The organism is Streptomyces sp. NPDC054047 (assembly GCF_055585065.1).
This window is the reverse complement of sequence record NZ_JBVJKV010000004.1, coordinates 289,330-313,984: the sequence shown is the minus strand read 5'-3', so window position 1 is coordinate 313,984 and position 24,655 is coordinate 289,330. Positions and strand designations below refer to the sequence as shown.

Sequence of the window (24,655 nt, the reverse complement as noted above, 5' to 3'; positions counted from 1 at the left end):
TCATCGGACGCTCTTCACGCGCAGGACCGCCACCGCACCGAGCAGCGCGAAGGCCATGGCCAGGGGGAAGAGCGTCCGGTACCCGCCGAGCCACAGGACGACTGCTCCGGCGATGGCGGGGGCTAGGACCTGCGGCAGGGTGGCCGCGACGTTCACGACGCCGAGGTCGCGGGCGAAGGACCGCTCGGACGGCAGCACTTGAGAGATGAGCGCGGTGTCCACGCCCTGGAAGCAGCCGAAGCCGATGCCCACCAGGAAGGCCATCGCGGTCATTCCGGTCATGGTGGGGACGGCGAAGGGGATGAGCATGGCGCAGCCGATGAGGGACGCCGAGGCCACCACGAACACCTTGCGCCGGCCGAGCCGGTCCGAGAGGGGTCCGCTGATGACGGCGGCCGGAAGCAGTCCCGCCACGGCGCTCAGTGCGAGAGCGGGGACGTGGTCGATGGCCTGGTCATGCAGGCCGATGTAGTCCTGGAGGATGTAGAGCTTGTAGCCGATGACCAGGAAGTACGACAGGTTGGTGCACAGCCTGCCGATGAACACCCAGAAGAAGTCGGGGTGCCCCCGCGGGTTCGGCAACAGCCCGCCCAGGAACTCACGGACCCGGAAGGGCTCTTGGAGCTCGTCCCGGCTCGGGTGGTCCGGGTTGAGGGTCACGAAGACGACCGCCAGGGTCGTCGCGAGCGCGGCGAGCACTCCGTACGCCGTGGTGATCCGGTCGTCGAAGGCGGCGGCGAAGACCTGGCCGAGCAGCGAGCCGCACATGGCGCCGAGGCCGAAGACGGTGGAGAACAGGCCCCGCTTCTGTGGCGGCACCCGGTCGGGCATGACGGCCGAGAGCGGACCCATCGCGAAGTTGTAGCCGATCTGCACCAGGCACCAGAGGGCCAGCGTCGCCGGTATGGAGTGCGTGAACGCCATGCCGATCAGGGCCAGGCCACCGGTCGCCGTGCCGGCCACGATCCAGGGCCCGCGCCTCCCGAAGCGGCTGCGGGTCCGGTCCGAGACGGCTCCCGCGACGGGCTGGGCGACCATCGCGACGAGCGCGCCCACCGTGGTGACGATCGCGAGCGTGCCGACCTTCGCTTCCTCGCCGACCGTGCGCTGGATCTGGAGGGCGAGGAGGGTGCCGGGGACGGCTCCCCATACGAGGGCGATGCCGAGGTTGGCGGGGCCGATGCAGGCCATGAGGCGCCGCAGCGCCCGGCCGTCGACCGGCCGGGCCGCTCCCGCCGGATCGGCGGGCAGCGCGAAGGGAGCACGGAGCTCCCCAGGGGGTCTCGCCATCGGGACCTTCCTTCGGTGGGCCGCACCTGCGACTGGCGAGAAACAGTACGGCGTACTGTTTTTGTGGGCAAGGCTTTGCGCGGGTGAAATGTCGGCGGCATAGGGTGGGCGCGTGAAAGCCAGAAGCTCCTACCCCAAGGGGGTCGCCAAGCGTGAGGAGATCCTCAAGGTCACCCTCGAGATCTTCGGCCGCGAGGGCGAGCGGAACACCACGCTGCGGACGGTCGCCAAGGAGAGCGGGATCAGCCTGACCGGGCTCATGCACTACTTCGCGTCCAAGGACCACCTGCTGACCGAGGTCCTGCGCGCCAGCGACCGGGCGGCCGAGGCCCGCTTCCACGGCCCGGACGCCGTGCGCGATCCCGGCGAGTTCCTGGCCCGGGCCCTGACGGCGAACGCCGCCAACTCCGCCCGCGTGCGCCTCTACATCACCCTCGCCGCGGCCTCCACCGACCCCGCGCACCCGGCGCACGCATACTTCAAGGAACGCTTCGCCCTGCTTCGAGCAACCATCGCCGAGCAGCTCGCGGCCGAGCAGCGGGCGGGCCGGGGGAACCCCGACCTCGACCCGGACTTCACCGCCTCCGCCCTCGTCGCGGCGTCCGACGGCATCCAACTCCAGTGGCTGAGCGACCCCGGCATCGACATGGCGGACCAGGTCCGCCGCGTCTGGCGGATGCTCATCGCGACGCCCGGCCCGTCGGACGCCGCCGCCTCAGGCACGTAGCACTTCAGGCCACCAGCGCTTCAACCACGGTCGGCCCATTCGTGGCCCGTGACCGCGCGGGCATAGGCACGCAGAGCGGTGATCACTTCAGCGCGGGTGCGGCGGCCGGCGAGGACTTCCATCTGATAGCCGTCCTCCATGGCGACGAAGCTGGCGGCGAGCAGGCGCGGCGGGTCCTGCAGCGCGAAGTGCCCCTGAGCCTGCCCCAGCACCAGGATTCCTGAGTACACGGCGATCTGGCGTTCCGTCAGCGCGCTGTCGAGGGCCGCGGCCCTGGCGTCGCGCAGGCAGCGCGGCCAGTACTCGAAGAGCAGCCGGGTCAGCGCGTCGTCGGGCCCGCTGGCGACCCCCTTGTCGATACAGGCTCCGAGTTGGTCGCGGGCGTCGGCGAAGTGGTTCGCGGCCTCTTCGCGTTCCTGGCTGTAGCGCTCGATGGCCTGCTGATAGGCCACGTGAACCAGAGCGTCCAGGTCTCCGTAGTAGAGCACCGCGGCGGGGGTGACTCCCGCCTCCTCCGCGACATCACGCAGCCGCAGACCCTCGAGCCCACGTGCCACCAGAGCGCGCTCCACCGCCCTGCCCAGCTCGGCCCGACGGGCCTCCTTGCTGCTGCCCTTCCTCGCCGCCACGCCGTTCCCCTCACCGTTCTGTTGTATCCAGATTTAACGATAGCTCGCCATCTATTGACGGGCCAAGCCAGCCGGTCTTAAATCTGCGTTTAACAAACCTGCGGCCTACGGAGGCACCATGCCCGACCCAACCGACGCAGCGGCCGCAACGAGGTCCGCGCCCGCCCCGGGCAAGGGGCTGCGCGAAGGCTCGGTGGGCCTGCTCGCCTCCGTCACCCTCGGCCTGTCCTGCGTCGCCCCGGCCTACAGCATCGCCGTCACCCTCGGTTTCGTGACCCTGACCGTCGGGGATCTCGCGCCGGCCGCACTGCTCCTCGGCTTCGTCCCGATCCTGCTCACCGCGTTCGCCTTCCGCGAGCTGAACCGCGAGATGCCGGACTGCGGCACCACCTTCGTGTGGACCACCCGCGCGTTCGGGCCGCTGGCCGGCTGGCTCACCGGCGGCTGGGTGGTGCAGGTCGCCACGCTCATCGCGATGACGGCCCTCTCCCAGGTCGGCGCCACCTACCTGCTCCAGCTGCTGGGCCTGCACTCCCTCGCCGACGACAGCACGGCCGTGACGACCACCGCGGTGGCTCTGCTCGCGGCAGTCACCTCGATCGCCTACCGGGGCCTGCATCTCGCGGCGTCCGTCCAGTACGTGCTGCTCGGACTGCAGTTGGCCGCCCTGTTCGGTTTCGGGGCCGCGGCCTTCGCCCGGCACGGCGCCGTCACCCCGTCCCCGAGCTGGCTCAACCCCTTCGCCATCGACGGCTTCGGCCCCTTCGCCGAGGCGGTGATGCTGTGCCTGTTCATCTACTGGGGCTGGGACGCCCTGATCACCGCGAACGAGGAGACGCGCGACGGGGAACGCGTTGCCGGCCAGGCCGCCGTCATCTCCACCCTCGTACTGCTTGCGACCTACCTGTTCACCGCCTTCGCGGCGATCAGCTTCGCCGGCATCGGCACCGACGGCACCGGGCTCGGCAATCCCGACAACGCCGCCGACGTCCTGTCCACCCTCGCCCCACCGGTCCTCGGCACAGCGGCGGCCAAGGTGATGCAGCTGGCCGTCTGCGTGTCCGCGGTCTCCGCCCTGCTCACCAGCCTCGTCGGCTCCTCCCGCGGCACCCTGTCCATGGCCGCCCACGGCGCTCTGCCGTCCGCTTTCGCCCGCGTCCATCCCCGGCACCGCACCCCCGGCTTCGGCACCCTCTTCATCGGCGCGACGGCCGCCGGCCTGCTCGTCCTGCTCAGGCTCGTCTCCGCCGACTTCCTCGGCGACGCCATCCTGTGCATCGGACTGCTGATCGCCTGCTACTACGGCACCACCGCACTCGCCTGCGTCTGGTACTTCCGGGGGCAACTGCGGAACTCACTCCGCGACCTGCTCCTGCGCGGAATCCTGCCCCTGCTGGGCGGGCTGATGATGCTGGCCGCCTTCGCCCGCAGCGCCCACGACATGTACGACCCGGCCTACGGCAGCACCTCCTTCCACGGCATCGGCGGAGTCTTTCTCCTCGGCGCCGGCTCCATCGCCGCAGGAGCCCTGGCCCTGACCATCGCCCGCAGCCGCTTCCACCACTTCTTCCGCAACGGCCGCGCCACGGTGGCCGAACTCACCATCACCGAGGACTGACACACACATGCGCACGCTCGCCATCGCCGCCCTGCAGACCACCCCCGTACCCCACGACCCCGAGGCAAGCTGGCAGCGCTTCGCCGACCAGGTCCGAACCACCCGCAGCCTGTTCCCCCATGTCCAACTCGTCGTCGTCCCCGAGCTGTTGCTCGCCGCGGAAGGCGCCCTCCTGCAGCCGTCCCCCGACGACTGGATGGAACAGGCCGCCGTCACGATCCCCGGCCCGCTCACCGACCGGATCTGCGCCCTGGCAGTGGAGACCGGCCTGTGGCTGATTCCGGGAAGCGTGTACGAGCGCGCCGAGGACGGGCTCATCTACAACACCGCCCTGGCCGCCTCACCGGAGGGTGAGATCGCCGCCCGCTACCGCAAGGTCTTCCCCTGGCAGCCGTACGAGAAGACCGCCCCCGGCCACGAGTTCACCGTCTTCGACATCCCCGGCGCCGGCCGGGTGGGCCTCGCCATCTGCTACGACGGGTCCTTCCCCGAAACGGTGCGCCAACTCGCCTGGCTGGGCGCGGAGATCGTCATCCAGCCCACCCTCACCCCCACCCGCGACCGGGAGATGGAACTGGTCTGCGCGCGCGCCAACGCCTGGACCAACCAGGTCTACGTCGTCAACGTCAACGCAGGCGACCCGGCCGGGGTCGGACAGAGCGCCGTCGTCGACCCAGAGGGCACTGTGCGCCAGCAGGCCGGCCCCGGCGAGGAGATCCTCGTCGACGTCCTCGATCTCGACACCGTCACCCGGGTACGCAGCTACGGCTCCGCCGGCATCAACCGCCCCTGGAGCCAGCTCGCCCGCTACGGGGAGTCGCTGAAGCTCCCGATGTACGGCGGCAGCGGAATCCACACACCGGACTGGCTTCAGGACGAGACTCCGTAACGCCTCCCTATGGAATCGAGCACGAGGCTTCAAGAGTTCCCGGTGATGATTCGGCGCCGAAGGCGATCAATTGAGGGGGCCATCGTGGCGCGGTCCACCCGCAGGCATTCGGACTGCATCAGCCCTTCGAGGACCGGCACCCCTTACGTCGGCGACCCTGGCAACAAGAAGATCGTCTCGGTGCGCGTGCGCGAAGTCGAGCCGGAGCCACGTCCCATCCAGGCTTATCCCGTTAAATGCGGCGGCCTGTAGGGCATCACCTGCAGGGATGGCATCCCCGCAGGTGATGCAGTGATCTTGAAGTGGTCGCCCCAGGGGTGTGACGCCCGGGGCGGAAGTTCCTTGCGCGTGGTGGGAAGAACCGACTCCAGCGCCATCACCCCCCCTCCTGCGGCCGACGCGACAAAACCCTGCTGGACAGCGTGTCACGGCGGGAACCCGACCCAGCTGAGGTCGCTGCCTCCATCGGCCTCGGTACGGGTGAGCGTATGCAACTGTCGCGAGAGTGCGATTCGTCCTTGTGTGGCGGGAGGATTGGCGAGTTGGATCTGCGAGCCCACGAGGGCGCATCGCGCCGGAATGATCTCGCAGATCAGGTTTTGTGTGGAGTGCTTTTGGCGATGTACTTCCACCATGGGCTTATCACCGGACGCCGGTCATCCTGCTGTCGCTGTCTTCCGAGAGCCGCGAGGCGGGCAGCCCGTCTCGGGGCTCGGCCTACAGGTCGACGCCGAGGCGAAGCGCACCGCACACGTGCTGGCCGGGTTGACAACCCATGCCAGACCTGCCGAGCGAGCCCTCGCGCTGCGGCAGGCCGCCGCGGTCGCCGGGGGGTTGGTGGCCGCGCTGTCAGCCCTGGCTCCGGCCGTGGCCGGTGAGGAACTGCCGGCGGAGTCGACCAGTCAGTCGTTCTTCCGGGTTCGTGAGATGGAGCTGTCGGATCAGCAGGCCGCCCTGCACGGCGCCTTGGTCGTCCGCCGCGGTCTGGAAGACCTGTGTGAGGCTCCGTTGTCAGGCGCCGACCTGGCGATGGAGGTGGCCGGGATGCAGCAGGCGGTGCTCGACCTCACGGGCGCAGCGCCGGGCGCGGTTCCTGACGTCGTCCCGCCGGTGTCCGTCCCCGAGCCTACTGCAGGGGCATCGATGGAGAGGGTGTGGCATGCTCGGTGGCTCATCGGCCACCAGGTTCATGTCCTGTTCAACATCTGCGCTGCGGTCGCCGTGGCCGACGCCACCAGCCATCTGCGGCACGGCGATGGCGATGCAGCGCTCACGCAGCTGGCAGATGCGACGGTGTACATACGCGGCTTCCCGGCAGCCATGACCCACGCCAGTACGATCCCGGCCGATTACTACATGGCGGCTATACGCCAGACCATGGCACCACCATCGGTGGACGTCCCGTTGAGCGGACGCCAGCATCGCGGTTACAAGCTGTTCCGGGCAGCGGTGAAGGATCTGCTGTCCGTGGTTCCGGATTCCTATGAGCAGTTGGCGCCCCGCGCCCCGGAGCTGGCCGAGGCACGGGGCGCGCTCCTGGAAGCCGACATCGTGGACGGTGAACGACACGTCACCCTCGCGTACTCGATGGTGCACCTGCATCGCTCCATCGCCCAGAAGCCAGAAGGCCCCGACAACGCCGTCGCCGAACTACGGCACATGCGCCATCGCCGTGCCGCCCAGTACGCCCCCCTGGTCCGATTCGGGGACCACTACATCGCCAACGCCGTGGACGGCCTTCGCCACAAGTAGGCCCGCCTTCCGCCGCCCAACCTCCGGCAGGAGACCTTGATGGCCGAGATGACGCCCGACACCACCCACAGCGCTGCCGTCGCCGCTGACTGGTCACTGGACCCGGCCGATGCCGGCGCGTACGAGCGGGTGGCCCGGACTCTGTGCACTGGCGGACACGGCCACATCGACAACCCCGAGTGGGTGGCCCGCGCCCGGGACGCCTGGGAGGATGTTCCGTTACCACTGCGCCGCGCGGTGCGCCGGTTCAGGCGGCATTCCGGCCCGAACGGCACCTTGGTGATCGGCGGCTTTCCCGTCGATCAGGCGGCCCTGCCGACGACACCGACCGTGCCCGGCTCGGTCCAGCGTCGGCCCACCGTCCCGGCCGCGGTGCTCACCATGGTGGCCTGCGGCCTCGGCGAGCCTCTCGCCTACCTGGCGGAGAAATCCGGTGCCCTCGTGCAGGACGTCGTGCCCGTGCCTGGGCAGGAAAGCTTCCACGGCAACGCCGGATCGGTGCCACTCTCCTTCCACACCGAGAACGGCTTCCACCCCCACCCGCCCGACTATGTGATCTTTCTGTGCCTGCGTGCCGACCATGACCGACAAGCCGGCATGCGCGTCGCCGGCACCCGTCAAGCACTGTCGCGCCTCACCCGAGCCAGCCGCCAGGCCCTGTTCGCAGCGGAGTTCATCACCACACCACCTCCTTCATTCGGTCCCGACGCTGCCGCGAGTGAGCACGAAGTCGAGCCCCGACCAGTGTTGTCGGGAGCGGTCGAGGATCCCGACATACGGATGGCTCAACTCGTCACCTCCCCGCTCACCCCTCGGGCCGCCGCGGCGCTGACCGAATTCGGCCGTGCCTGCGAGGCGACTGCCCGCACCCTGCGCCTGACTCCCGGCGACCTGGTCATCATCGACAACCGTGTCACCGTCCATGGCCGCACAGCGTTCCATCCTCGTTACGACGGAGCAGACCGCTGGCTGCAACGCACCTACGTCACCACCGATCTGCGCCGCTCCCGCGACCACCGCCCCGATGACGACCACGTACTCGCCCGCTGACCAGCGTCCAGCCCCACGCGTAGGTGCTCACATATGCGGTGAACGGCTTTCCCGCGTTATCCCAGCCTTCCACGGTCCTGCGGGCCAGGTTCCGCTCTGCGCTTCCTCGCCCCTGAGTTGCTCGCACGTCGTCTTGCGCAAAGGGACGCGATGGCGCCGGACGGCCGCCGGACGGCAGGCGCTGCTCGTGCTGGCTCCCTTACCCACGCCCTGCTCCCCGCCGGGTTCGGCGTGGGCGCCACCACCGCCTACCGATACATCGCCGAGGCCGTCGACGTCCTGGCCGCTTTGGCTCCAACCCTCCCCGAGGCGGTGAGGACAGCCTCCGGCAGGCGTTCGCGACCTTGGACGGCACGCCGATGCCGATCGACCGGATCGCCGCCGACTGCCCCTTCCACTCCGGGCAACATAAAAGGCGGTGGATTGACGCATCTACTCGCCCGCAGCTTCCGGGCCACGCGGCAGCCGAAGCCAGCCGGGCATCTCGGGCAGCCGGAACGAGTACCGCCGAGCGAGTTGGTGTGCTCATGGCCAGCAGGGACAGGCAAGCGGATCGCTGCAATATCTGTAATCCCTATGGCGAACCGATGAAGGGGATGTGGTCCTGCGACGACTCGGGCACCCAAGAGGTTAGGACTCATCTAGAACTTGTGCATCAGGAAGAGTTCTACGAGAGCCTGGCAGAGAACGCCTAAGAGTTGTTCCGTAAATGATCTCCGCATGTCGTCGGGCATGGCGAGCTGCTGTGTGTCGGATGGTCTATCCGGCGAGGGCAAGGTTGTGCATCCGTGCGATGCCGAGCATGGCGTGGTGGACGCCGTCGCCTTTGAGGCGGCAGTCTCGGAGAATCTTCCAGGTCTTCATGCGGGCGAAGACGTGCTCGACGCGGGCGCGAACTTGTTTGTGGGACTTGCTGTGAGTTCGCTGCCAGCCGGACAACTCCTCGCCCCTGCGGCGCCGGTGGGGCATCACGAGCCCGGTGCCCGGATAGCCGCCGTCGGCGACGGTCATCGTCTTGCCGACGGCGGCCTTCGCGCCGGACTCTTCCCACGCCTTGCAGTCGTCTCGATTGCCCGGCAGGGGCCGACCGACCACCACGACAAGGCGAGTGTCAGCATCGATGTGGACGACGAAGACGCCAAGCGCACCGTCCTCATGGACAACAAGGCCGCCGACAACGGCTACGACGACCGGGCGCTGGCCGAACTTCTGCATCAACTCCAGGTGAATGAGAACGGCTTGGAAGGCCCGGACTTCGACGGCGCGGCCGTTGACGAGCTTCTCGAACCCCTCGCCGACTCCGCTCTAGACCGCGGACCGACTGACCTCGGCCCCGGCGGCGATGCGGCACAGGGCGACCTCGAATCTGCCCATCGGTGAGCGGGACTGGCAGGTGGGGCTCGTCGTCGACCCGTTGGGGGCGGGACGGTGCATAGCGTTCGCCTCGTACGTGCACTTCCCCCACCCCAAGACCCAGACCCTGAAGATGGCGCACCGCACCGTGTGCCTGCCCGACTATCAGGGCCTGGACATCGGCGCCTAGCTGACCCAGTGGCTCGGGGCGAAGCTCTGGCGCGAGGGATACCGCTTCCGCATCACTTCCGCGCACCCCGCCATCCACGCCTCGTGCGCCAAGTCGCGGCGGTGGCGCCAGGGAAAGATCCTGCGGGGCCGAGCCCGTGGCCGGTCAGCTTCGCGAGGACCGTATTCGCCTGGCCACCCTCATGCCCGAACTCGTCATGGAGTGGCACACCTACCAACCCGACTCGTCCTGGTCACCGGGCCGCATCGGTGCTTCTGGCCTACGAGTTGCTCGGGCCGCCGTCCTCGGTGAAGTCCGTGAGCGCCCCGACGGGTTCACGCGAGTCGATCTCCAGCCGCGCGGGGCAGGGCCGCCGCATCAACCGCCGCTCGCATGGCGGAGGTCAGGACTAAGAACTCCTCCATGGCGGTGTTGCGGGCATTAAGGACGTGCACGGAGTGGTGTTGCAGCAGCATGGATGCTGCTTCGCGTTGCGGGGCTGGCCGGGGAACTTTCCGGGCAACGGGTAGGGAGCCACGTCGTCACGTGTCCGACGCATGCGGGTGGCCTGCCCACGCTTGTCGAACCACCGCCGCAGACGGCGGCCGGTGGGGGGCCCACCGGGTGTCTGCAGAGACGCTGCGCTGGGACAGCGCTTCCGACTTCCCTTGCCCATACCAGTGCGCCGAGGTGAAGCGCTCGGCTGGAAGTTCCCAGCCGAGCGCTTGTCTGTCCTCGCTCACTACACGTCAGTGAGGAGCAGCGATCAGGTACCACGCCCCGTCATGTGCGTCTCCTGGGGCTTACGGCCGGCCAGCATGCTCCGGCCCGCAAAGGAGCCGGAGCTCGAGCCTGGCGGTCCGCTCAGCAGGGGAGAGTGGTCTTGCCTGCCGCGCCGGTGGCGCCGGCTGTGCCGTCCGCACTCACCGTGGCGGCGGTGCCGTTGCCGCCGGGCTTGCCCGGGCACACCGCACTGGCCGCACCGCCCGCACCGCCGACCCCGCCCGTGTGGCCGCCGCCGACGGTGGAGGCACCACCCTTGCCGCCCTTGCCGCCATTGATGCCAGCACCGGCGTTGCCGGCACCGCCTACGCCGCCCTTGCCGCCCGTGCCCCCGAGGGCCGCGTTGCCGCCGGCACCCGCGGCGCCGCCGTTGCCGTTGGCGCCGCCCGCACCGCCCGCGCCACCGGCGCCGCCGGTGCTCCCATGGCCGGTGCCGCTGCCTCCGGCTCCCCCGGTGCCGCCATTGCCGTTGGCACCAGCGGCGCCACCGGCTCCGCCGAGGCCACCGACGCCGCCCAAGATCCCCGCTCCGTTGGCGCCATTGGCACCGGGCAGGCCGACGGCGGCGGAACTGACGCGGTTGGGGGTACTACCCGCACTGGCCTGGGCCGGTGCAAGAGCGAGAGCGGGAGTCGCGGCGAGGCCGAGAACAGCGACCGCGGCGATCAGGGCGGTCCGGGGAATGGCGGTGGTGCGCGTAATGCGCATGGGGTACGCCTTTCGGTTGTGCAGCCGAAGAAACTTACCGACTGACTAAGGCCAACCTAGGCTGGAAACCCGCTGGTAGGAGGGGCTTGAGCGGCTCGCGAGCAGGGCGGGCAGAAGGACGCTCAGAGTAGGCAGTGGTACCCGCGTGCCCCGGCGCTGCGAGGGCGCGCGGTGGGTCGCGACGCTGCCCCGTCCACACTTGCTGGCTGCGGGCAGGCCGCGATCGCTGCCGCTCCCGGCCACTGGAACCGCCGAACGTGCGGCCGTGGTTCCAGAGGCTGTTCGTCCTGCTTGTCAAGAGGTTGTCGGACAAACGGAGTGTCTTGATTGGCATGGCCAGGGGCAGAGCGCGCCACCACCGCGTGACATGCCTAAAGGGTGTTGCACAAGGCTGTATTTGCGCAGGTCAGGGTGTGTGATAGCAGCCTTCTGGTCATGATGCGAGCGCGAGGTTGTGCATGTGGGCGACGGCCTGGACGGCGTGATGGAGGCCGTTGCCGTGTTGCCGGCAGCCGCGGAGGATCTTGTAGTTCTTCATGCGGCCGATCACCGATCACATGCTCCACCCGCGCGCGGACCGTGCGGTGCGCGGCGTTGTCTGCTTCCTCGCCCAACAACAGCTTGCGTCGGGGGCGTTTGTGGTGCGGGACGACCATGCCGCAGTTGAGGTAGGCGCCATCGCCCAGAACCGTCACGTCCTGGCAGTGCTCGGCCAGGCCGGAAGCCCGCCAGGCGTGGACGTCCGCGGTGGTGCCCGGCACTGGCCGGACCGCCGCGATCACGAGACGGGTGTCGGCGTCCACGATGACCTGCACGTTCGCGGAGAAGCGGTAGTTGCGGCTGGAGGAACCGACGTGCCGGTCGCGGACCGGGACCAGGGTGCCGTCCACGATCCACAACCGGTCCGCGGCATCGGCCCGACGCGAAACAGGCTCGAGCGCCAGCAGCGGTCCGAGACGTTGAATGACCCGACAAGCGGTGGACGACGACACTCCGAACAGGGATCCCAGCTGCCGCATGGTCAGATTCGTCCGGTAGTACACCGCGACCAGCAGCACCCGTTGCGCCAGTGGCAGGCTCCACGGCCGACCCTGCATCGTGCCGTTGCCACCACGCTCCCGCACCGCTTTGAGCAGGCGAGCAAACTGCGTCACCCGCAGCCCGGTGAACGTCTCCACCCACATCCGTTCAGCGCTCAACACCCCAGCCATACAAGGGAAATGCCCAGCTCGCAGCCTTGTGCAACACCCTTTAGGCGCCCGGAACACACGATTATTGAGAATATGGCTAGAGGCCTACCGGAGGGCGGTAGGCCTCTCTGTGTTGTCCGGTCTCAGCTACCCGACTCTGACACGGGCCTAGACCTGGACCTGGACCACAGTTCCTCTGCGTGCTCTGAGAAGCGGTCGAACATGCCGCCTTCCTTGACCCTGCGAAGGTGCATGAGGGGCGAGTCATGGCCAACGAGCCGTGCCAGGTGAGGAGTCACAAGCTCTTGATCATCGAAGCGGAAGACCGAGAGAGACGTGGTTCACCGCGTCTTCCGGCGCGCTGAAGTGGACTTCCAAGCCGTCCAGGTCCCCGATGCGCTTCAACTCTTCCAAGGTCATGTGGATGCGCGTGGAGACCGTCAGTGCAACATCCTCGATGACCTCACGTTGGCGGGTGACCTCTCCGTCCGGGTCCCCCAGCAGGAAGCGCACACGCACGACCTGCTTGGTCTTACGCCGGAGCACCTGGGAGAACGCAGGTGCCTGGGTCCAATCGGGTAGGACGCCGACGTTCCTACCCCGGAGGAACTCGACACCCTGACCCTGACGCTCCGGGGTCACATCATGCTGACCATTCCGGAGGTGGAGTCAGCAGCCTGGAAGCTTGCCGAGGACGCCGTCCCCCGCGCGTGCGCTCTCGCGTGCATCGGCCAAGCCAGGATGAAGCTGGGTACGGAAGCCCGTCCGGGACTGCCCGCCGGTATCGCTCACGCGCAGAAGCTCGCTCGCGTGCTGAACGCCTTGGCAGATCACTTCGAGAATCTCGGGGGTGATCGCGCGTGACAGCTCCCAGCCTGGCCATCTGCCGCCCGTGCGGCGACGTGATCCAAGACCCGAAAGAGCGGGTTCTTCTGGGCGCCGAGCCCACCGCAACGAACTCTGCGTGGGGACGGCGGTCTACGACCACTGCTACGAGATGCCCGCTCACGTGAACGGGTTCGAGGGTGCGCGTGTCACCCTCATCCGTCCTGCTGGCCTGACGTGGCCAGTGGACCCCAGGGCCCTCCGCCCCGCAACGGAATGCGAGCAGCGACAGCTTCGCGCACTGGCCTATCTACACAGAGCCAGCACCCGAGGGGCGCCCCCGCGCGCCCTTCTAGCCCGCTACACCCGATTACCGCCTGAGCAAGATCACACAAGAACGCTGGCAGAGCCTCGGCTACGTCACCCTCTCCAGGGCCCAGGGGGAGGAAGACACCGGGGCTCTAGTCGCGTCCAGAGGTGACACACGGCGTCCAGAACGACCAAGAGCCCCGACCCATTCGGATCGGGGCTCCTCCGTGTTCGTTTCTCTGGCGTCTAACCGATGTCACAGCCCCTATGAGCGGGGTACTGGCTGTAACTGTATGACCAGGTGGAAGACCTCCCGGGCCGCCTCACGGCTTCCCACTTCCTGGCCCGATAGCGTATCCACTCCCACCACCACCTCCGCCGCAGGGCGACGACGATAGGTCTGCAGAGCGGGCGGCGTACTGGACAGGGGCGAACTGGACACGCCCGTCCCCTCTGCGGTCCGACGGCGCGTCGCGTTGCCGGTACCGGGCCGCGTCAGGCGGTCAGAATCGTGAAGCCGCCACAACAGTCGGCGGGCCCCCATCGGGACGCACCCCGCCAGCCCGGCACCGACAACGCACCGTCCCCGGCCAACAGCCGACACTGTGACATCAAGACACCTCGGTCAGACAGCCGCTGAGTCAGACCCCAGACCCGGGACAGCACCCATCCATCCTCCCGCCCTTCGCAGCATCCCCACCCACAAACACTGAGCATGCTCACTCCCAGCTCAAGGGACATCCTTAACCTGACTCCGGCCGATCGATATACGGCACACAGACCCGCGCCTTGGTTCAAGTTGCTTCACGACCGATGCGGCTTCTCCGCGGCTGCGCCACAAGGCAGGGCACCACAACGCGGGCACTCGGACCGATCCGCAGCAGGGCCTGGCCGAGTGGCTACCCCTCGGCAGCCGACGCCCACTGCACCTACGCCGCCGACTGCGTCTCCACCAAGCTCTGCTGGAAGCTCACCGCCAACAAGCTCAAGACCCAAACGCTGAACGAGATCGCCGCCAACTGCCCCCCCATCGACGCCAAGCCAGCCGACGCACCCGCCGACACCGCCCACGCCTGAGCCGGGAAGCCGCGCGTCTCCGCCCACTCATTCAGCCTGTGGTCGTCGGGTTCGCTGTTCCGGTGGCGCGGTGGTGTTCGGCGTTGATGCGCTGGGCTTCTTCGAGTTGGTCTTCGAGGATGACGATGCGGCAGGCGGCCTCGATAGGGGTGCCCTGGTCCACCAGTTCCCTGGCACGGGCCGCGATGCGCAACTGGTAGCGCGAGTAGCGGCGGTGGCCGCCCGCGGAACGCAGCGGGGTGATGAGGCGAGCTTCTCCGATGGCGCGCATAAAGCCCTGGGTGGTGCCGAGCATCTCAGCTGCCCGGCCCATCGTGTAGGCGGGGTAGTCGTCGTCATCGAGACGGCCAAACGAGTCGTCTGCTGTCACTTGCACCTCTCTATGGAACGCGTGGAGGGGCCCGGGTGCCGTATGGCACCCGGGCCCCGAAGGAACTGCTACACCATCTGCCGACCCTGATACTGCGTCGGCCTTCTGTTTCCACAGACCCGACCAAAAAGCTGTCGGGGCTGCTCGGATCGCGGATGCGTGACCGGAGACCACCTCACTAACGATGTCCTGCGGTACCCGGGCTCAAGACTTCCGCCCGGGCGATCCTGATGGCGCTCAACTCCTCCGTTTCTTCCCTCTGGGATCAATCACTTACCTACTGCTGGTGATGCGAACTACTGGTGGCCTTTCATAGCGCCACTCTTCGGCAGCCAGCCCCGTCGCCTCTCCTGCGTCTGCTCTGGCTTAGAACCCCACTGCCGAACCTCCCGGTGCGCGCGCCCGCAGCCGACGCCTTCACCGAGGTACCGCTCACTTAACTTCACTGCCGGGTACTGCGAACTGCACTTACAGGTAATGCACTTGCTTCAACTGCGGTACTGCTCACGGCGGCCCCTGATCACTGCGGGCCACCCGGTCCGGCCGTCAGTCCCGTCGCCGTCATGCAACAACCCTGGCTCCGGAACTCCACCACCGCACCGTCCTGCGTACTGCAACTACGTGTGCTGCTGCCCGCCAGTTCGTCCCTGCCGGGCCTTGTTTGATCTCGGCTACGAGAGAAACCATAGCGACACCGCCACCTAATGTCTACTCCAGCGGGGATAGATTTCTGCGTGCCTGAAGGTGAGGTAACCCGCCTTGACTGGTCCATGGATGGTCGCGGCATCCCCGAAGCTCAGGGGCCGCCGCGCGGAGTGACCCATGGGCAGAGCAGCCCGGCGAGCTTTCTGTGAGGCCGGTGGCGGTGCCACAGTCCGCAGACTGAAGCTCTGGCTGCCGCCTCAGCGCCTCGACGAGGTTCTGCTTCACCGGTGATGAGGATCTATGAATTCGGCCAGTGATGCTCTTCCTTCCCCAGTTCGTCGCTGATGGCAACGAGGGTCGGGGGCGCCGGTAGGGACCGGTCACCAGCCGCAAGAGAACGGTCAGGGCTTCGTAGCCGCAGCCTTCTGGCTGGGCACGGCGCGACTTTGCTTGTCGAAGCGTCAGAAGCCCGTCCCCAGGCGCTGGGTAAATCCGTTTGCGTCCCCGGCTGGCTGACCTAGTCTGTCGGAGGTCATGTGCGGTGGGGCCCCTGCCGCACCATCCGGCGCGTTCGGCGTCGATGCGTACCGCGTGCCCGGCCGGGAGGAGGTGGGAAACATGGATTGGAACTGGACACCGAGTGTTGCGGCCATAGTTGCCCCCAGCCGTGTGCCCCCGTTCGGCGCGCGGTAGGACTCTCCCCCTCTTGCGGCACCTCATGGTGGTGTCCGCTGCTCTCGCGATCCCTTGTGTCGCGTCCCGGGTTGTAGGACCGCGCGTCTGCTCCTACACCTCCGACACAGAATGTGGTCGCCTTGACCAAGCAGTCCTCCCCCGGGGACACCGTGCCCACGCCGGTCCCCCACACCACCGCGAATGCGGCCGAGTTGCCCGATCCGAAGCGGTGGTGGGCCCTCGCCGTCATCGCAGGCGCCCAGCTCATGGTGATTCTCGACGGAACGATCGTGAACATCGCCCTGCCCTCCGTCCAGAACGGACTGGGCATGTCGGATGCGAACCGGCAGTGGGTGATCACCGCATACTCCCTGGCCTTCGGCGGCCTGCTCCTCCTCGGCGGCCGGATCGCCGACCTGGTAGGCCGCAAACGCACCTTCATGATCGGCCTGGTCGGCTTCGCCGCCGCCTCCGCGCTCGGCGGCGCGGCCGACGGCCCCGGGACGCTGTTCGCGGCACGGGCCCTGCAAGGGGCCTGCGCGGCCGTCCTGGCCCCCTCCGCACTGTCACTGCTGACGACGACGTTCACCGACCCCGCCGAGCGCGGCAGAGCGTTCGGGATCTACGGCGCGCTCGCCGGGGGCGGCAGCGCCATCGGGCTGCTGGTGGGCGGCCTGCTCACCGAGTACGCGACCTGGCGCTGGTGCCTGTACGTCAACGTCCCCATCGCGCTGGCCGCCCTCGGCGGCGCGCTGGCCCTCCTCAAGGACAGCCCCGGCCAGCGCGGGGTGCGCCTCGACGTCCCCGGCGCGCTTCTCGCCTCCGGCGGGCTCGTGGCGATCGTGTACGGCTCCAGCGACGCAGAATCCGCCGGCTGGGCCGACCCGTTGGTCCTGACCCTGTTCGCGACCGGTGTGGTCCTGCTCACCGTCTTCGTGTGGTGGCAGTCCCACGCCAAGCATCCGATGCTGCCGCTGCACATCGTCAGGGACAGAACCCGTGCGGCGGCGCTCGCGACGATGGGCCTGGCCACCGTCGCCATGTTCGGCGCCTTCCTGTTCCTGACCTACTACCTCCAGGCCATCCTCGACTACTCACCCCTACGGACCGGACTGGCGTTCCTGCCGATGTCCGTCACGATCGTCATCGGCGCGACGCAGATCGCCGCCCGGCTCCTGCCCCACACCGCCCCCCGCAACCTGATGGCCCCCGGCATGCTCCTCGCGGCCATCGGCATGCTGCTCCTGACCCGCCTGAGTACGGACTCCGCCTACACCACCGGGGTGCTGCCCGCGCTGGTGCTGCTCGGCCTGGGCATGGGACTGACGTTCATGCCGGTCTACGCGACGGCGACCGCCGGGATCGCCCCGAAGGACGCCGGAGTGACGTCCGCGACCGTCTCCACCTTCCAGCAGATCGGCGGCTCCCTGGGCACCGTCCTGTTGAACACGCTCGCGTCGTCCGCCGCCACCCGCTACATCGACGCCCACCCGTCCCGGAGCCCGGGCCTGGGGCTGGGGACGGGAGAGGGTATGGTGCACGGCTTCACCGTCGCGGCCTGGTGGTCGGCGGGCGTCCTGCTCCTCGCTGCGCTGGTCGCGGCCATGGCCAAGACGCCTGAGAAACCCTGACGAAGCGATCTCCGTGGTCGTTGGGCCACTCCGGCCCGGATGGTGTTCCAGGGCATCCCGTTCGCGCTCCCCACCGGGATCGCCTGGGAGCACCTGCCGCAGTAACTCGGTGTCGGCTCCGGCATGACCTGCTGACGCCGCTTGGCCAAGTGGTCCGAGTGGACAGAGTGGACCGACGCAAGAATGTGGCCCCGGCTCCACGAGGTCCTCCTGGCCGGGAAGTCCGCAGCGCGAACGCCGCGGACTTCCCGCCGCGATCGACGGCCCTCCCGCACCCGCGTTGAAGGGCGAGTCAAGACCGGACGAAGTCCCGTCGACCGGGGCGGGGCGGGCAGCAAGCATCACCTGATGCGCCCCGCGCCATGTCGGCGGCTTTCAAGTGAGGAGACAAGGTGAGCAGGTCTGTCCCACCTTCGAGCGCAGGGTGGGGAAGTTCAACGAGCCCATCACCGGGCCCGCGGTGACTCTTGAGCCCTCGCCCGCGTGCCTGTTTCTCCGGCAAGAACTGGGGCCCAGCCTGTTTGCGGGTGGAGGGGTAGGGCAAAGAGATCGGAACGGCAAAGGCCGGGCACGGACGATCAGAGACCGGGAGCCCTGATGAACGTGATGGCCGTCAATGCCACAACCGACCCTTCCACGACGGCGGTTGCCGACGCGCGCGATACGACGCGGGTCTTCCTCGAATGCCTGCGCCAGCCGCCCCTGGCCCCTGACGCGGCGGACACCGTGGTCCTGGTCGTGTCCGAACTCGTCACCAATGCCCTGCGCCACGGCGTAGGCCGCTGCACGTGGGAACTGACCGCGCACCCCGACACCATCGAGGTGGCCGTCCACGACTCCAGCCGGCATGCGCCGCGCATGCGCACCCCTGACCTGAACGGCGGCACCGGGGGCTTCGGCTGGCCCATGGTCAACCGCCTCGCCCGCTCCACCGCGGTCACCCGCCGGGCCTGTGGCGGCAAGACCGTGAGCGCCCGTCTTCCCCGGTAGCACCCCAGCACCGCCGCTCAAGCAGCTGGCCGGCCGGCGAATATAATCTTCCACATGTCGAAGCCTGACGAGCTGCTCGTTGACGTCGCCGCCCTGGTGGAATCCGGGCAGAGCAACCAGATGTCCCTGACCGTTGTCACCGGTGGTGCTGTCATCACCGGCCGCCTTGCTCCCGAAGCGGTGTGGAGGCAGCGGGTGTCGGAAGTACTGACGGACTCGGACCGCCTGGCAGACTTCTCCGCCGTCTTCGACGCCCCCGCGAAGAGGGACGGGCCACCCACGTATCTGCACTTCCATGTCGCCCGGATCCTGCAGGGAACCGTGGGGATCCCCGAGACGGGCGGGATGTACCGCGTGGCGATCGAAGACATCAACGCCTGGACCGTGGGCGACTTCAGCTACTCCGACCACTGAACAGCTACTCAGCAAGAACCCACTGCACGCAGTGTGGGCCCGACCGGCTCGCGCCGGTCGGGCCCACACTGCTGCTGTCCAGGTACCGGCTCGTACCTATTTCCTCCGTTTCAGACGGATACAGGAGTGCCAAGCATCGCGGAGACTTGCGGTACCGAGTTGAGCATGCGTACGGGTGCGGCCGGTGCTGCCGTGGGGAGGGCGCGGCAAGTGAAGCCGAGCTGAGCCATGGCCCGAAGGACTTCGGCGGCCCTGAAGTCACGCCGGTCCTGGCGGGTGATGATCTGGCCGACTTGCTTGACGGGGTAGTGGCGGCGACCGATGATCACCGAATCGCCACCGGCCCGTTCAGGCTTGAAGCCCTTCATCGATTCCAGTACGCCGCTCTTGGTGAGGTCGAAGGGGAAGCGGGCGATGACACAACGCATGTGACCTCACAGGGAGAAGGAGCGAACGGTCCGACCTGGGAAAGGCAGCTCAGCGGGAGCAGGCAAGGACGCCCAAGGCGCTTCCCTGCCCCTCGACCACCGGCAGCGCCCCGAGCGGGCGGGAGCACGACACGTGCTCGGCGCCGGAGGCAGCAGTCACGGGTGAGATGGACGGCCAGTGATCGCCGATGATGTCGCGCAGGAGCACACGGTCCGTGTAGGCGGAGTCCTCGTGGACGGCGGTGAGTTCGCTCCGGATGACCAGGCCGGTGCGCCGGCCGTCCTGATCGCAGACGACTAGCCGGCCCGTGCGGGCGGCGGTCATGACGGAAAGCGCCAGCTCGACACTCATGTCGTCACAGACCTGCGGTCCGGCCGCGTCCCTGGCCTCGACCCTCGTGTCGTGCACGGGGTCGGCGCTCGTCGGGCGGGGCTGCATCTGAACCAGCGTCAAAAGGTGCCTCCTGCAGAGATGGGTCAGCTTCCTGATCACGAAGGTTCTAGGCCGCCGCATCGATGACGGGCCGGCGTACGGGTGCGCGCCGGGCCGCCGAACCGGGGCGGCGCCGGCCTCGGGACGAGGAGGCGCTGCGCCTGGGGCGTTCGGCCACCGGTGCGGTGATGACGACCGGGATGCCGGACGGGGTCTGGGCTCCGGTGATCCGGCTCAGCGCCTCCTCGCCCGCACGGACTTGCGTGGTCTGCGGCCGGATTCCGGCATCCGACATGAGGCGGACCATGCCGCGGCGCTGGTTCGGTGTCACCAGGGTGACAACGCTGCCGGACTCGCCCGCGCGGGCCGTACGGCCGCCGCGGTGGAGGTAGTCCTTGTGGTCGGTGGGCGGGTCGACGTTCACGACCAGGTCGAGGTTGTCGACGTGGATGCCGCGCGCCGCGACATTGGTCGCCACCAGCACGCTGACGTGCCCCGTCTTGAACTGCGCCAGCGTGCGGGTGCGCTGCGGCTGCGACTTGCCACCGTGCAGCGCGGCAGCCCGTACCCCGCTGTTGAGCAGGTCCTGGATCAGCCGGTCGACGGCGTGCTTGGTGTCCAGGAACATGATCACGCGGCCGTCGCGGGCGGCGATCTCGGTCGTTGCCGCGTGCTTATCGGCGCCATGGACGTGCAGGACGTGGTGCTCCATCGTCGTGACCGCACCGGCCGACGGGTCGACCGAGTGCACGACTGGGTCGGTCAGGTAGCGGCGCACCAGCAGGTCGACGTTTCGGTCCAAGGTGGCCGAGAACAGCATCCGCTGCCCCTCCGGACGCACCTGGTCAAGGAGCGCGGTGACCTGCGGCATGAACCCCATGTCCGCCATCTGGTCGGCCTCGTCCAGGACCGTGATGCCGACCTGGTTCAGTCGGCAGTCGCCACGGTCGATGAGGTCCTTGAGCCGGCCCGGGGTCGCGACGACGACCTCGGCCCCGCCTCGCAACGCGCCGGCCTGCTTGCCGACCGACATCCCGCCCACCACCGTGGCCATCCTCAGCTTGACGGAGCGGGCATACGGAGTGAGCGCGTCGGTCACCTGCTGCGCCAGCTCACGCGTCGGTACGAGGATCAGCCCCAGCGGCTGGCGGGGCTCAGCACGCCGCCCAGCGGTGCGGGCCAGCAGGGCGAGGCCGAAGGCGAGGGTCTTGCCGGAACCGGTGCGCCCGCGGCCCAGGACGTCACGGCCCGCCAGGGAGTTCGGCAGCGTCGCGCCCTGGATCGGGAACGGTGCGCTCACGCCCTGCCTGCCGAGTTCGGCCAGCAGCTGCTCGGGCATGTCGAGATCGGCGAACCCCTCAACAGCAGGCAGCGCGGGGGTGATCGTCCTGGGGAGCGCGAACTCACCCTGCACCGCGGCGGGCCGACGGCCGTAACCGCCGGAACGGGCCGGGCCGCCGGAACGGCGCGGCGCCTGCGAGCCGAAGCGACTGCCACCATTCCCGGCGTCGGCAGTGCCATTACGGGTGCGGGCAGAGCGGTCGTTCGTACGGGTGTGGTTCATGCGGAACCTTCCTCGATGTGGCACATATCAAGGAATTCCCGCAGCAATGAGCGGCGTGGAGAATTACAGGTATGAACCGATGGCAAAAGAAAGCACATCTGGCCGTCGGAAATCCACGCGGCACAGGCACTTGAATGGGTGACGCAACGGGGACTTAAAATCCGGGCGTCGACCGCGGTGTGGCTCTGCAGGATGCGCCTGCACCGCTGAAGGAGAACCCGCGTATGGCGAGGCCCGAGGATCCCCCCCCTCGCAGCCCTCCGGGTGCAAGCTCTACGGAAAATGCGTGTAGCTGGGGCCCGCACCCCGAGGGATGCGGGCCCCAGCTACACAGTCCGCGTCAGCGTCAGGCCGGAACGATGTTCTCGGCCGTCGGGCCCTTCTGGCCCTGCGCGATATCGAAGGTGACCTTCTGGCCTTCGAGCAGCTCACGGAAGCCCTGGGCGGCAATGTTCGAGTAGTGGGCGAACACGTCAGCGCCGCCACCGTCCTGCTCGATGAAGCCGAATCCCTTTTCCGAGTTGAACCACTTCACGGTACCAGCAGCCATGTCATATCTCCTTTGGGGCAGTACATCGGAATCCACACTGTGCGGACGCCGTGTTGCCGCGATGATTACCCCGTCCGGAAAATGACCGGAAATACAAAAGCGCTCCCACCGACAGAAGCCAGGTGAGGGCACTCGAAGCTTTGGGAACCACAACTGCAACTGAGATCGACACTAGCACGCTGCAGCCGCCTGCGCGCGTTACCTAATTCCACTCCGCTCACCGCGGCAAAAACTCTCCCTGCGGGTTTCATAAAACCCTAACCTCTCGGGCACAGATATTGATTCGCCCGGAGTGCAATGTTTCAGAAAGAGTCGCCAACTGTGAAGGGCCGCCAGGGGCCGCGACGACGTGCGCGGTTGGCCGCAGGATCGCCTTGCAGAGGGCATCCAGCAGCGCTGAGGGCGGAGAATCCCGTGGCACGACTACTCCCCCGTCGACCGCCTGCGGATCTGTGTCGGCGGCGGGCTGCCACACGGGCCGGCGAATGGACCGACACGCCGCTGAGAGCGAGTGGGGTAGGCGGAGCCTGCAGTCTCTGCTTTCCATTGCCAAGCCAGATGGCCGGTCCCCCTGCTTGGTGAGGCCACAAGATTGGCATCCTCGAAGCGGTATACGTCGACACCACCACCGACGAGCCAGCCATGGCCACAGTGCGCACCGGGCTGCCGACCCGCCACCGGCCGCTCTTCGTCTCCCAGGACGAGGCGATCGCCGGACCCGGCTACCTCAAGATCCGCTACGCCAAGTCGCTGGTGCGCAAGGCCCCTTCGATCGGCACGGACAACGTGCTCCCGGCCGAGCAGGAAGCCGCGGTCTTCCAGCACTACGGCCTGACCTATGAGCCGGGCACCCGCGGCGTGCGACAACTCGCCCGGCGCTGATCACACCAAGCGGCCACTCGGCGGGCCGAGACGCTCACCGCCTGGCCATGCGGCAAGGAGAGACATCGTGACGTCATCCCAGGTATCCAGTCAGAAGCGGACCGGCGGTGCCGCGACCCGGCCCTCGGCGGAGAACCAGACGCTGTCCACCGCGGGTCGGGCGGGTTTCTCTGCGCGGGGTGTCGTGTACGTCCTCATCGGCGCCCTGGCCATCCAGCTGGCGCTCGCTAGCGGCGGGAAGTCCGCCGACCGTCGGGGTGCGCTGGCGAAGATCGCGGAACAGCCCTTTGTCGCGTCCCGGCCTCCCGTACGCGTCGGCCCGTACCATCGCCACCAGCATCCGGGATCTGGCCGCCCCGACGTGCAGCCGTTTACGCAGCGTCTCCGCCGAGATCGGCCGCTGGCACGCGGCCCAGTGGCGGGTATCCTCGTGCCGGGCCCGCTCGAGCAAGTCATCCCCGTCGGCCGTCGCCTCGGCGGCCTCCTCCGCGCCCGCCCCCGGGGAGACTGCGGCTGGAGGGCTCTCGACGGGGCCCTCGGGCCGGGCAGTCGCCATCGCTTCGCCCAGGCCGCCCGCAGGCGCATTCTTGCGCTGCATGCCGCTGAGGGTCTGCAGCATGCCGGGGCCGACCTCGGCCCAGCCGATCAGCAGCAACGGGCCGACCGCATCAAAGGCGGCCTTCCCGAACTGGCCCGTCAGGAGGGGAGCCGCCACGTTCAGCGCCAACGTCATCGTGCCGGAGAACATCAGCAACCGGCGGGCGGGGCGCATCTGGTCTGGCCCGGCGCCGTGCAGCGCCATATGGCGGATGGCCAGCAAGAGGCCCAGCACCGACAGATCCACGGCCGGGGCCACGAGCGGTGCCACCCACGGCGGCACGCCCAGACTCAACGCCAGCGTCCACACGTTGCCGAAGCCGAAAAGAAACGTCAGGCCGACGACCATGCCGGCGATGCCCGTCACCGCACGCAACGTCACGCGCTGCTCGACGGGCAGCACACCGCGTCCGTGAGCAGTCGAAGGGCTCTCGGCGTGGGCAGCGGCGCTGGCGACGGCAAGCCCGTGCAGACCGGCGGATGACGCGGGACGGCCTTCAGAGATCATGGAAAGGGCTCCTTTCAGCTCGGTCACGCACGCAGGGCTCGAGGCAGGTCCAGCCGGAGAGCGCGGCGGTCGCCTCCGCCCTGCCTGCCGCACCGACGCGCACGCCACGGCGCGGCGCGGCGCGGCCGTGCAAAGATGGCTGCCCTCGCGCGGCACAGAGCCAGGCAGCAGACGCCGTGCGCCCGGGTCGTAATGCGGTGGCCAAACGGTCCGGACCCGGGCGCACCGCAGTCCGTGCCGGTCCGATGCCGGACCGATGGCAGACCGACTGGTGTCCGCAGCACCGGTCCGGGTCGGGTCCGGGATGCCGCTCCGGCGCTGTGCTGGTGCAGCACGATGCCTGCGGGACGAAGGCCCCCGCACGCGGTGACAGTCCGACTCAGTCCGCCCACCGACGCAGCTGCCGCCGTTAGGTCCGCGCACCGCCCGCCGTAGGCCCACGCTGTCCCCCCGAATACGGGCGTGTGGGACTGGCAGGCGTGCAAGACGCCCTCGAGAGGCGCACCTGCTGCCCGGCCCGCGTCGGCGTGCCCCGGTGATGGGGGAGGTGGCTGCGTCATCTGCGCCCCCCTTCGCTCCTGCTGCGCGGCGCCCTGCTG

General features: G+C 68.6%; 19 protein-coding genes and 6 pseudogenes. 14 read left to right on the top strand and 11 right to left on the bottom strand.

Translation table 11 applies throughout. The annotated features are described in order from the left end of the window. Window positions 1–1,290: an MFS transporter gene (locus ACZ6ZP_RS18175; protein WP_351167887.1), complete on the bottom strand. Its 1,290-nt coding sequence runs from the start codon at window positions 1,288–1,290 to the stop codon at window positions 1–3. Window positions 1,291–1,402: 112 nt separating this feature from the next. On the opposite strand from ACZ6ZP_RS18175, the gene ACZ6ZP_RS18170 reads away from it, so the two are divergent. Beyond that, window positions 1,403–2,017: a TetR/AcrR family transcriptional regulator gene (locus ACZ6ZP_RS18170; RefSeq protein WP_351167889.1), complete on the top strand. Its 615-nt coding sequence runs from the start codon at window positions 1,403–1,405 to the stop codon at window positions 2,015–2,017. A 20-nt stretch (window positions 2,018–2,037) separates the two neighbouring features. Here ACZ6ZP_RS18170 and ACZ6ZP_RS18165 read toward each other — a convergent pair whose 3' ends face one another. Beyond that, complete coding sequence (locus ACZ6ZP_RS18165; protein ID WP_351167891.1) at window positions 2,038–2,646, bottom strand: TetR/AcrR family transcriptional regulator; 609 nt, start codon at window positions 2,644–2,646, stop codon at window positions 2,038–2,040. A 118-nt stretch (window positions 2,647–2,764) separates the two neighbouring features. Between ACZ6ZP_RS18165 and ACZ6ZP_RS18160 the strand changes: the two genes are divergently transcribed. From ACZ6ZP_RS18160 to ACZ6ZP_RS18140, 5 genes and pseudogenes are all read left to right on the top strand, one after another. Beyond that, window positions 2,765–4,264, top strand: coding sequence for an APC family permease (locus ACZ6ZP_RS18160; RefSeq protein WP_383824924.1), 1,500 nt, complete (start codon window positions 2,765–2,767; stop codon window positions 4,262–4,264). 7 nt (window positions 4,265–4,271) lie between these two features. Beyond that, window positions 4,272–5,153, top strand: coding sequence for a carbon-nitrogen hydrolase family protein (locus ACZ6ZP_RS18155; RefSeq protein WP_351167895.1), 882 nt, complete (start codon window positions 4,272–4,274; stop codon window positions 5,151–5,153). A 579-nt stretch (window positions 5,154–5,732) separates the two neighbouring features. Then, window positions 5,733–6,905 carry a hypothetical protein gene (locus tag ACZ6ZP_RS18150; RefSeq protein WP_469407474.1) on the top strand — a complete coding sequence of 391 codons (1,173 nt, stop codon included), beginning with the start codon at window positions 5,733–5,735 and terminating at the stop codon, window positions 6,903–6,905. Between the two features lie 39 nt (window positions 6,906–6,944). Beyond that, entirely contained in the window at window positions 6,945–7,955 is a 1,011-nt protein-coding gene (locus ACZ6ZP_RS18145; RefSeq protein ID WP_469407472.1) for a TauD/TfdA family dioxygenase, read from the top strand. Window positions 7,956–8,051: 96 nt separating this feature from the next. Continuing rightward, window positions 8,052–8,452 (top strand): annotated as a pseudogene (locus ACZ6ZP_RS18140) (transposase family protein); the annotation flags it as partial. Between the two features lie 262 nt (window positions 8,453–8,714). Here the strand turns inward: ACZ6ZP_RS18140 and ACZ6ZP_RS18135 are convergent. Continuing rightward, a pseudogene (locus tag ACZ6ZP_RS18135) lies at window positions 8,715–9,083 on the bottom strand (transposase family protein); the annotation flags it as partial. Between the two features lie 214 nt (window positions 9,084–9,297). Here ACZ6ZP_RS18135 and ACZ6ZP_RS18130 point away from each other — a divergent pair. Beyond that, the gene (locus ACZ6ZP_RS18130) at window positions 9,298–9,498 is read left to right on the top strand and encodes a hypothetical protein (protein ID WP_383824915.1); all 201 of its coding nucleotides are present in this window, start codon (window positions 9,298–9,300) and stop codon (window positions 9,496–9,498) included. A gap of 843 nt (window positions 9,499–10,341) precedes the next feature. On the opposite strand, the gene ACZ6ZP_RS18125 is transcribed toward ACZ6ZP_RS18130, so the two are convergent. From ACZ6ZP_RS18125 to ACZ6ZP_RS18115, 3 genes and pseudogenes are all read right to left on the bottom strand, one after another. Further along, window positions 10,342–10,968, bottom strand: a complete 627-nt coding sequence (locus ACZ6ZP_RS18125) for a hypothetical protein (protein ID WP_351167905.1) — start codon at window positions 10,966–10,968, stop codon at window positions 10,342–10,344. Window positions 10,969–11,401: 433 nt separating this feature from the next. Continuing rightward, window positions 11,402–12,179, bottom strand: a pseudogene (locus ACZ6ZP_RS18120) (transposase family protein). Between the two features lie 122 nt (window positions 12,180–12,301). Then, window positions 12,302–12,731: pseudogene (locus ACZ6ZP_RS18115) on the bottom strand (XRE family transcriptional regulator); the annotation flags it as partial. Between the two features lie 27 nt (window positions 12,732–12,758). Between ACZ6ZP_RS18115 and ACZ6ZP_RS18110 the strand changes: the two are divergent. Both ACZ6ZP_RS18110 and ACZ6ZP_RS18105 read left to right on the top strand, forming a co-directional pair. Next, window positions 12,759–13,022, top strand: a pseudogene (locus ACZ6ZP_RS18110) (DUF6415 family natural product biosynthesis protein); the annotation flags it as partial. Window positions 13,023–14,105: 1,083 nt separating this feature from the next. Beyond that, window positions 14,106–14,369 carry a hypothetical protein gene (locus ACZ6ZP_RS18105; protein ID WP_351167909.1) on the top strand — a complete coding sequence of 88 codons (264 nt, stop codon included), beginning with the start codon at window positions 14,106–14,108 and terminating at the stop codon, window positions 14,367–14,369. A gap of 31 nt (window positions 14,370–14,400) precedes the next feature. Here the strand turns inward: ACZ6ZP_RS18105 and ACZ6ZP_RS18100 are convergent, their stop codons facing one another. Beyond that, on the bottom strand, window positions 14,401–14,739 hold the full coding sequence (locus ACZ6ZP_RS18100; protein ID WP_351167911.1) for a helix-turn-helix domain-containing protein: 339 nt from the start codon (window positions 14,737–14,739) through the stop codon (window positions 14,401–14,403). A 1,586-nt stretch (window positions 14,740–16,325) separates the two neighbouring features. On the opposite strand from ACZ6ZP_RS18100, the gene ACZ6ZP_RS18095 reads away from it, so the two are divergent. The 3 genes from ACZ6ZP_RS18095 to ACZ6ZP_RS18085 all read left to right on the top strand — a co-directional run bounded on the left by ACZ6ZP_RS18095 (window position 16,326) and on the right by ACZ6ZP_RS18085 (window position 19,094). Beyond that, complete coding sequence (locus ACZ6ZP_RS18095; protein WP_383824887.1) at window positions 16,326–17,690, top strand: MFS transporter; 1,365 nt, start codon at window positions 16,326–16,328, stop codon at window positions 17,688–17,690. A 597-nt stretch (window positions 17,691–18,287) separates the two neighbouring features. Continuing rightward, a complete protein-coding gene (locus ACZ6ZP_RS18090) occupies window positions 18,288–18,680 on the top strand; it encodes an ATP-binding protein (RefSeq protein WP_351174264.1) in 393 nt (130 codons plus the stop codon). Between the two features lie 54 nt (window positions 18,681–18,734). Next, on the top strand, window positions 18,735–19,094 hold the full coding sequence (locus tag ACZ6ZP_RS18085; RefSeq protein WP_351174267.1) for a hypothetical protein: 360 nt from the start codon (window positions 18,735–18,737) through the stop codon (window positions 19,092–19,094). Between the two features lie 110 nt (window positions 19,095–19,204). On the opposite strand, the gene ACZ6ZP_RS18080 is transcribed toward ACZ6ZP_RS18085, so the two are convergent. From ACZ6ZP_RS18080 to ACZ6ZP_RS18065, 4 genes are all read right to left on the bottom strand, one after another. Next, the gene (locus ACZ6ZP_RS18080; protein WP_469407469.1) at window positions 19,205–19,522 is read right to left on the bottom strand and encodes an SCO5918 family protein; all 318 of its coding nucleotides are present in this window, start codon (window positions 19,520–19,522) and stop codon (window positions 19,205–19,207) included. Between the two features lie 49 nt (window positions 19,523–19,571). After that, the gene (locus tag ACZ6ZP_RS18075) at window positions 19,572–19,976 is read right to left on the bottom strand and encodes a CBS domain-containing protein (RefSeq protein ID WP_351166786.1); all 405 of its coding nucleotides are present in this window, start codon (window positions 19,974–19,976) and stop codon (window positions 19,572–19,574) included. Between the two features lie 46 nt (window positions 19,977–20,022). Next, window positions 20,023–21,519 (bottom strand): DEAD/DEAH box helicase, encoded by a 1,497-nt coding sequence (locus ACZ6ZP_RS18070; RefSeq protein ID WP_351166784.1) that lies wholly within the window; start codon window positions 21,517–21,519, stop codon window positions 20,023–20,025. A 346-nt stretch (window positions 21,520–21,865) separates the two neighbouring features. Beyond that, window positions 21,866–22,069 carry a cold-shock protein gene (locus tag ACZ6ZP_RS18065; RefSeq protein WP_228917866.1) on the bottom strand — a complete coding sequence of 68 codons (204 nt, stop codon included), beginning with the start codon at window positions 22,067–22,069 and terminating at the stop codon, window positions 21,866–21,868. 585 nt (window positions 22,070–22,654) lie between these two features. On the opposite strand from ACZ6ZP_RS18065, the pseudogene ACZ6ZP_RS18060 reads away from it, so the two are divergent. Further along, window positions 22,655–22,951 (top strand): annotated as a pseudogene (locus ACZ6ZP_RS18060) (PRC-barrel domain containing protein); the annotation flags it as partial. Next, complete coding sequence (locus ACZ6ZP_RS18055; protein ID WP_351166782.1) at window positions 22,908–24,032, top strand: DUF1206 domain-containing protein; 1,125 nt, start codon at window positions 22,908–22,910, stop codon at window positions 24,030–24,032. The pseudogene ACZ6ZP_RS18060 and the gene ACZ6ZP_RS18055, both read left to right, overlap by 44 nt. Window positions 24,033–24,655 lie beyond the last annotated feature (623 nt).

Coding starts and splice junctions, on each gene's coding strand:
- ACZ6ZP_RS18175 (WP_351167887.1), bottom strand. CDS start 1,290: ATGGCGAGACCCCCTGGGGAGCTCCGTGCTCCCTTCGCGCTGCCCGCC.
- ACZ6ZP_RS18160 (WP_383824924.1), top strand. CDS start 2,765: ATGCCCGACCCAACCGACGCAGCGGCCGCAACGAGGTCCGCGCCCGCC.
- ACZ6ZP_RS18155 (WP_351167895.1), top strand. CDS start 4,272: ATGCGCACGCTCGCCATCGCCGCCCTGCAGACCACCCCCGTACCCCAC.
- ACZ6ZP_RS18150 (WP_469407474.1), top strand. CDS start 5,733: ATGATCTCGCAGATCAGGTTTTGTGTGGAGTGCTTTTGGCGATGTACT.
- ACZ6ZP_RS18145 (WP_469407472.1), top strand. CDS start 6,945: ATGGCCGAGATGACGCCCGACACCACCCACAGCGCTGCCGTCGCCGCT.
- ACZ6ZP_RS18130 (WP_383824915.1), top strand. CDS start 9,298: ATGCGGCACAGGGCGACCTCGAATCTGCCCATCGGTGAGCGGGACTGG.
- ACZ6ZP_RS18125 (WP_351167905.1), bottom strand. CDS start 10,968: ATGCGCATTACGCGCACCACCGCCATTCCCCGGACCGCCCTGATCGCC.
- ACZ6ZP_RS18105 (WP_351167909.1), top strand. CDS start 14,106: ATGCGGCTTCTCCGCGGCTGCGCCACAAGGCAGGGCACCACAACGCGG.
- ACZ6ZP_RS18095 (WP_383824887.1), top strand. CDS start 16,326: ATGGTGATTCTCGACGGAACGATCGTGAACATCGCCCTGCCCTCCGTC.
- ACZ6ZP_RS18090 (WP_351174264.1), top strand. CDS start 18,288: ATGAACGTGATGGCCGTCAATGCCACAACCGACCCTTCCACGACGGCG.
- ACZ6ZP_RS18085 (WP_351174267.1), top strand. CDS start 18,735: ATGTCGAAGCCTGACGAGCTGCTCGTTGACGTCGCCGCCCTGGTGGAA.
- ACZ6ZP_RS18080 (WP_469407469.1), bottom strand. CDS start 19,522: ATGCGTTGTGTCATCGCCCGCTTCCCCTTCGACCTCACCAAGAGCGGC.
- ACZ6ZP_RS18070 (WP_351166784.1), bottom strand. CDS start 21,519: ATGAACCACACCCGTACGAACGACCGCTCTGCCCGCACCCGTAATGGC.
- ACZ6ZP_RS18065 (WP_228917866.1), bottom strand. CDS start 22,069: ATGGCTGCTGGTACCGTGAAGTGGTTCAACTCGGAAAAGGGATTCGGC.
- ACZ6ZP_RS18055 (WP_351166782.1), top strand. CDS start 22,908: ATGAGCCGGGCACCCGCGGCGTGCGACAACTCGCCCGGCGCTGATCAC.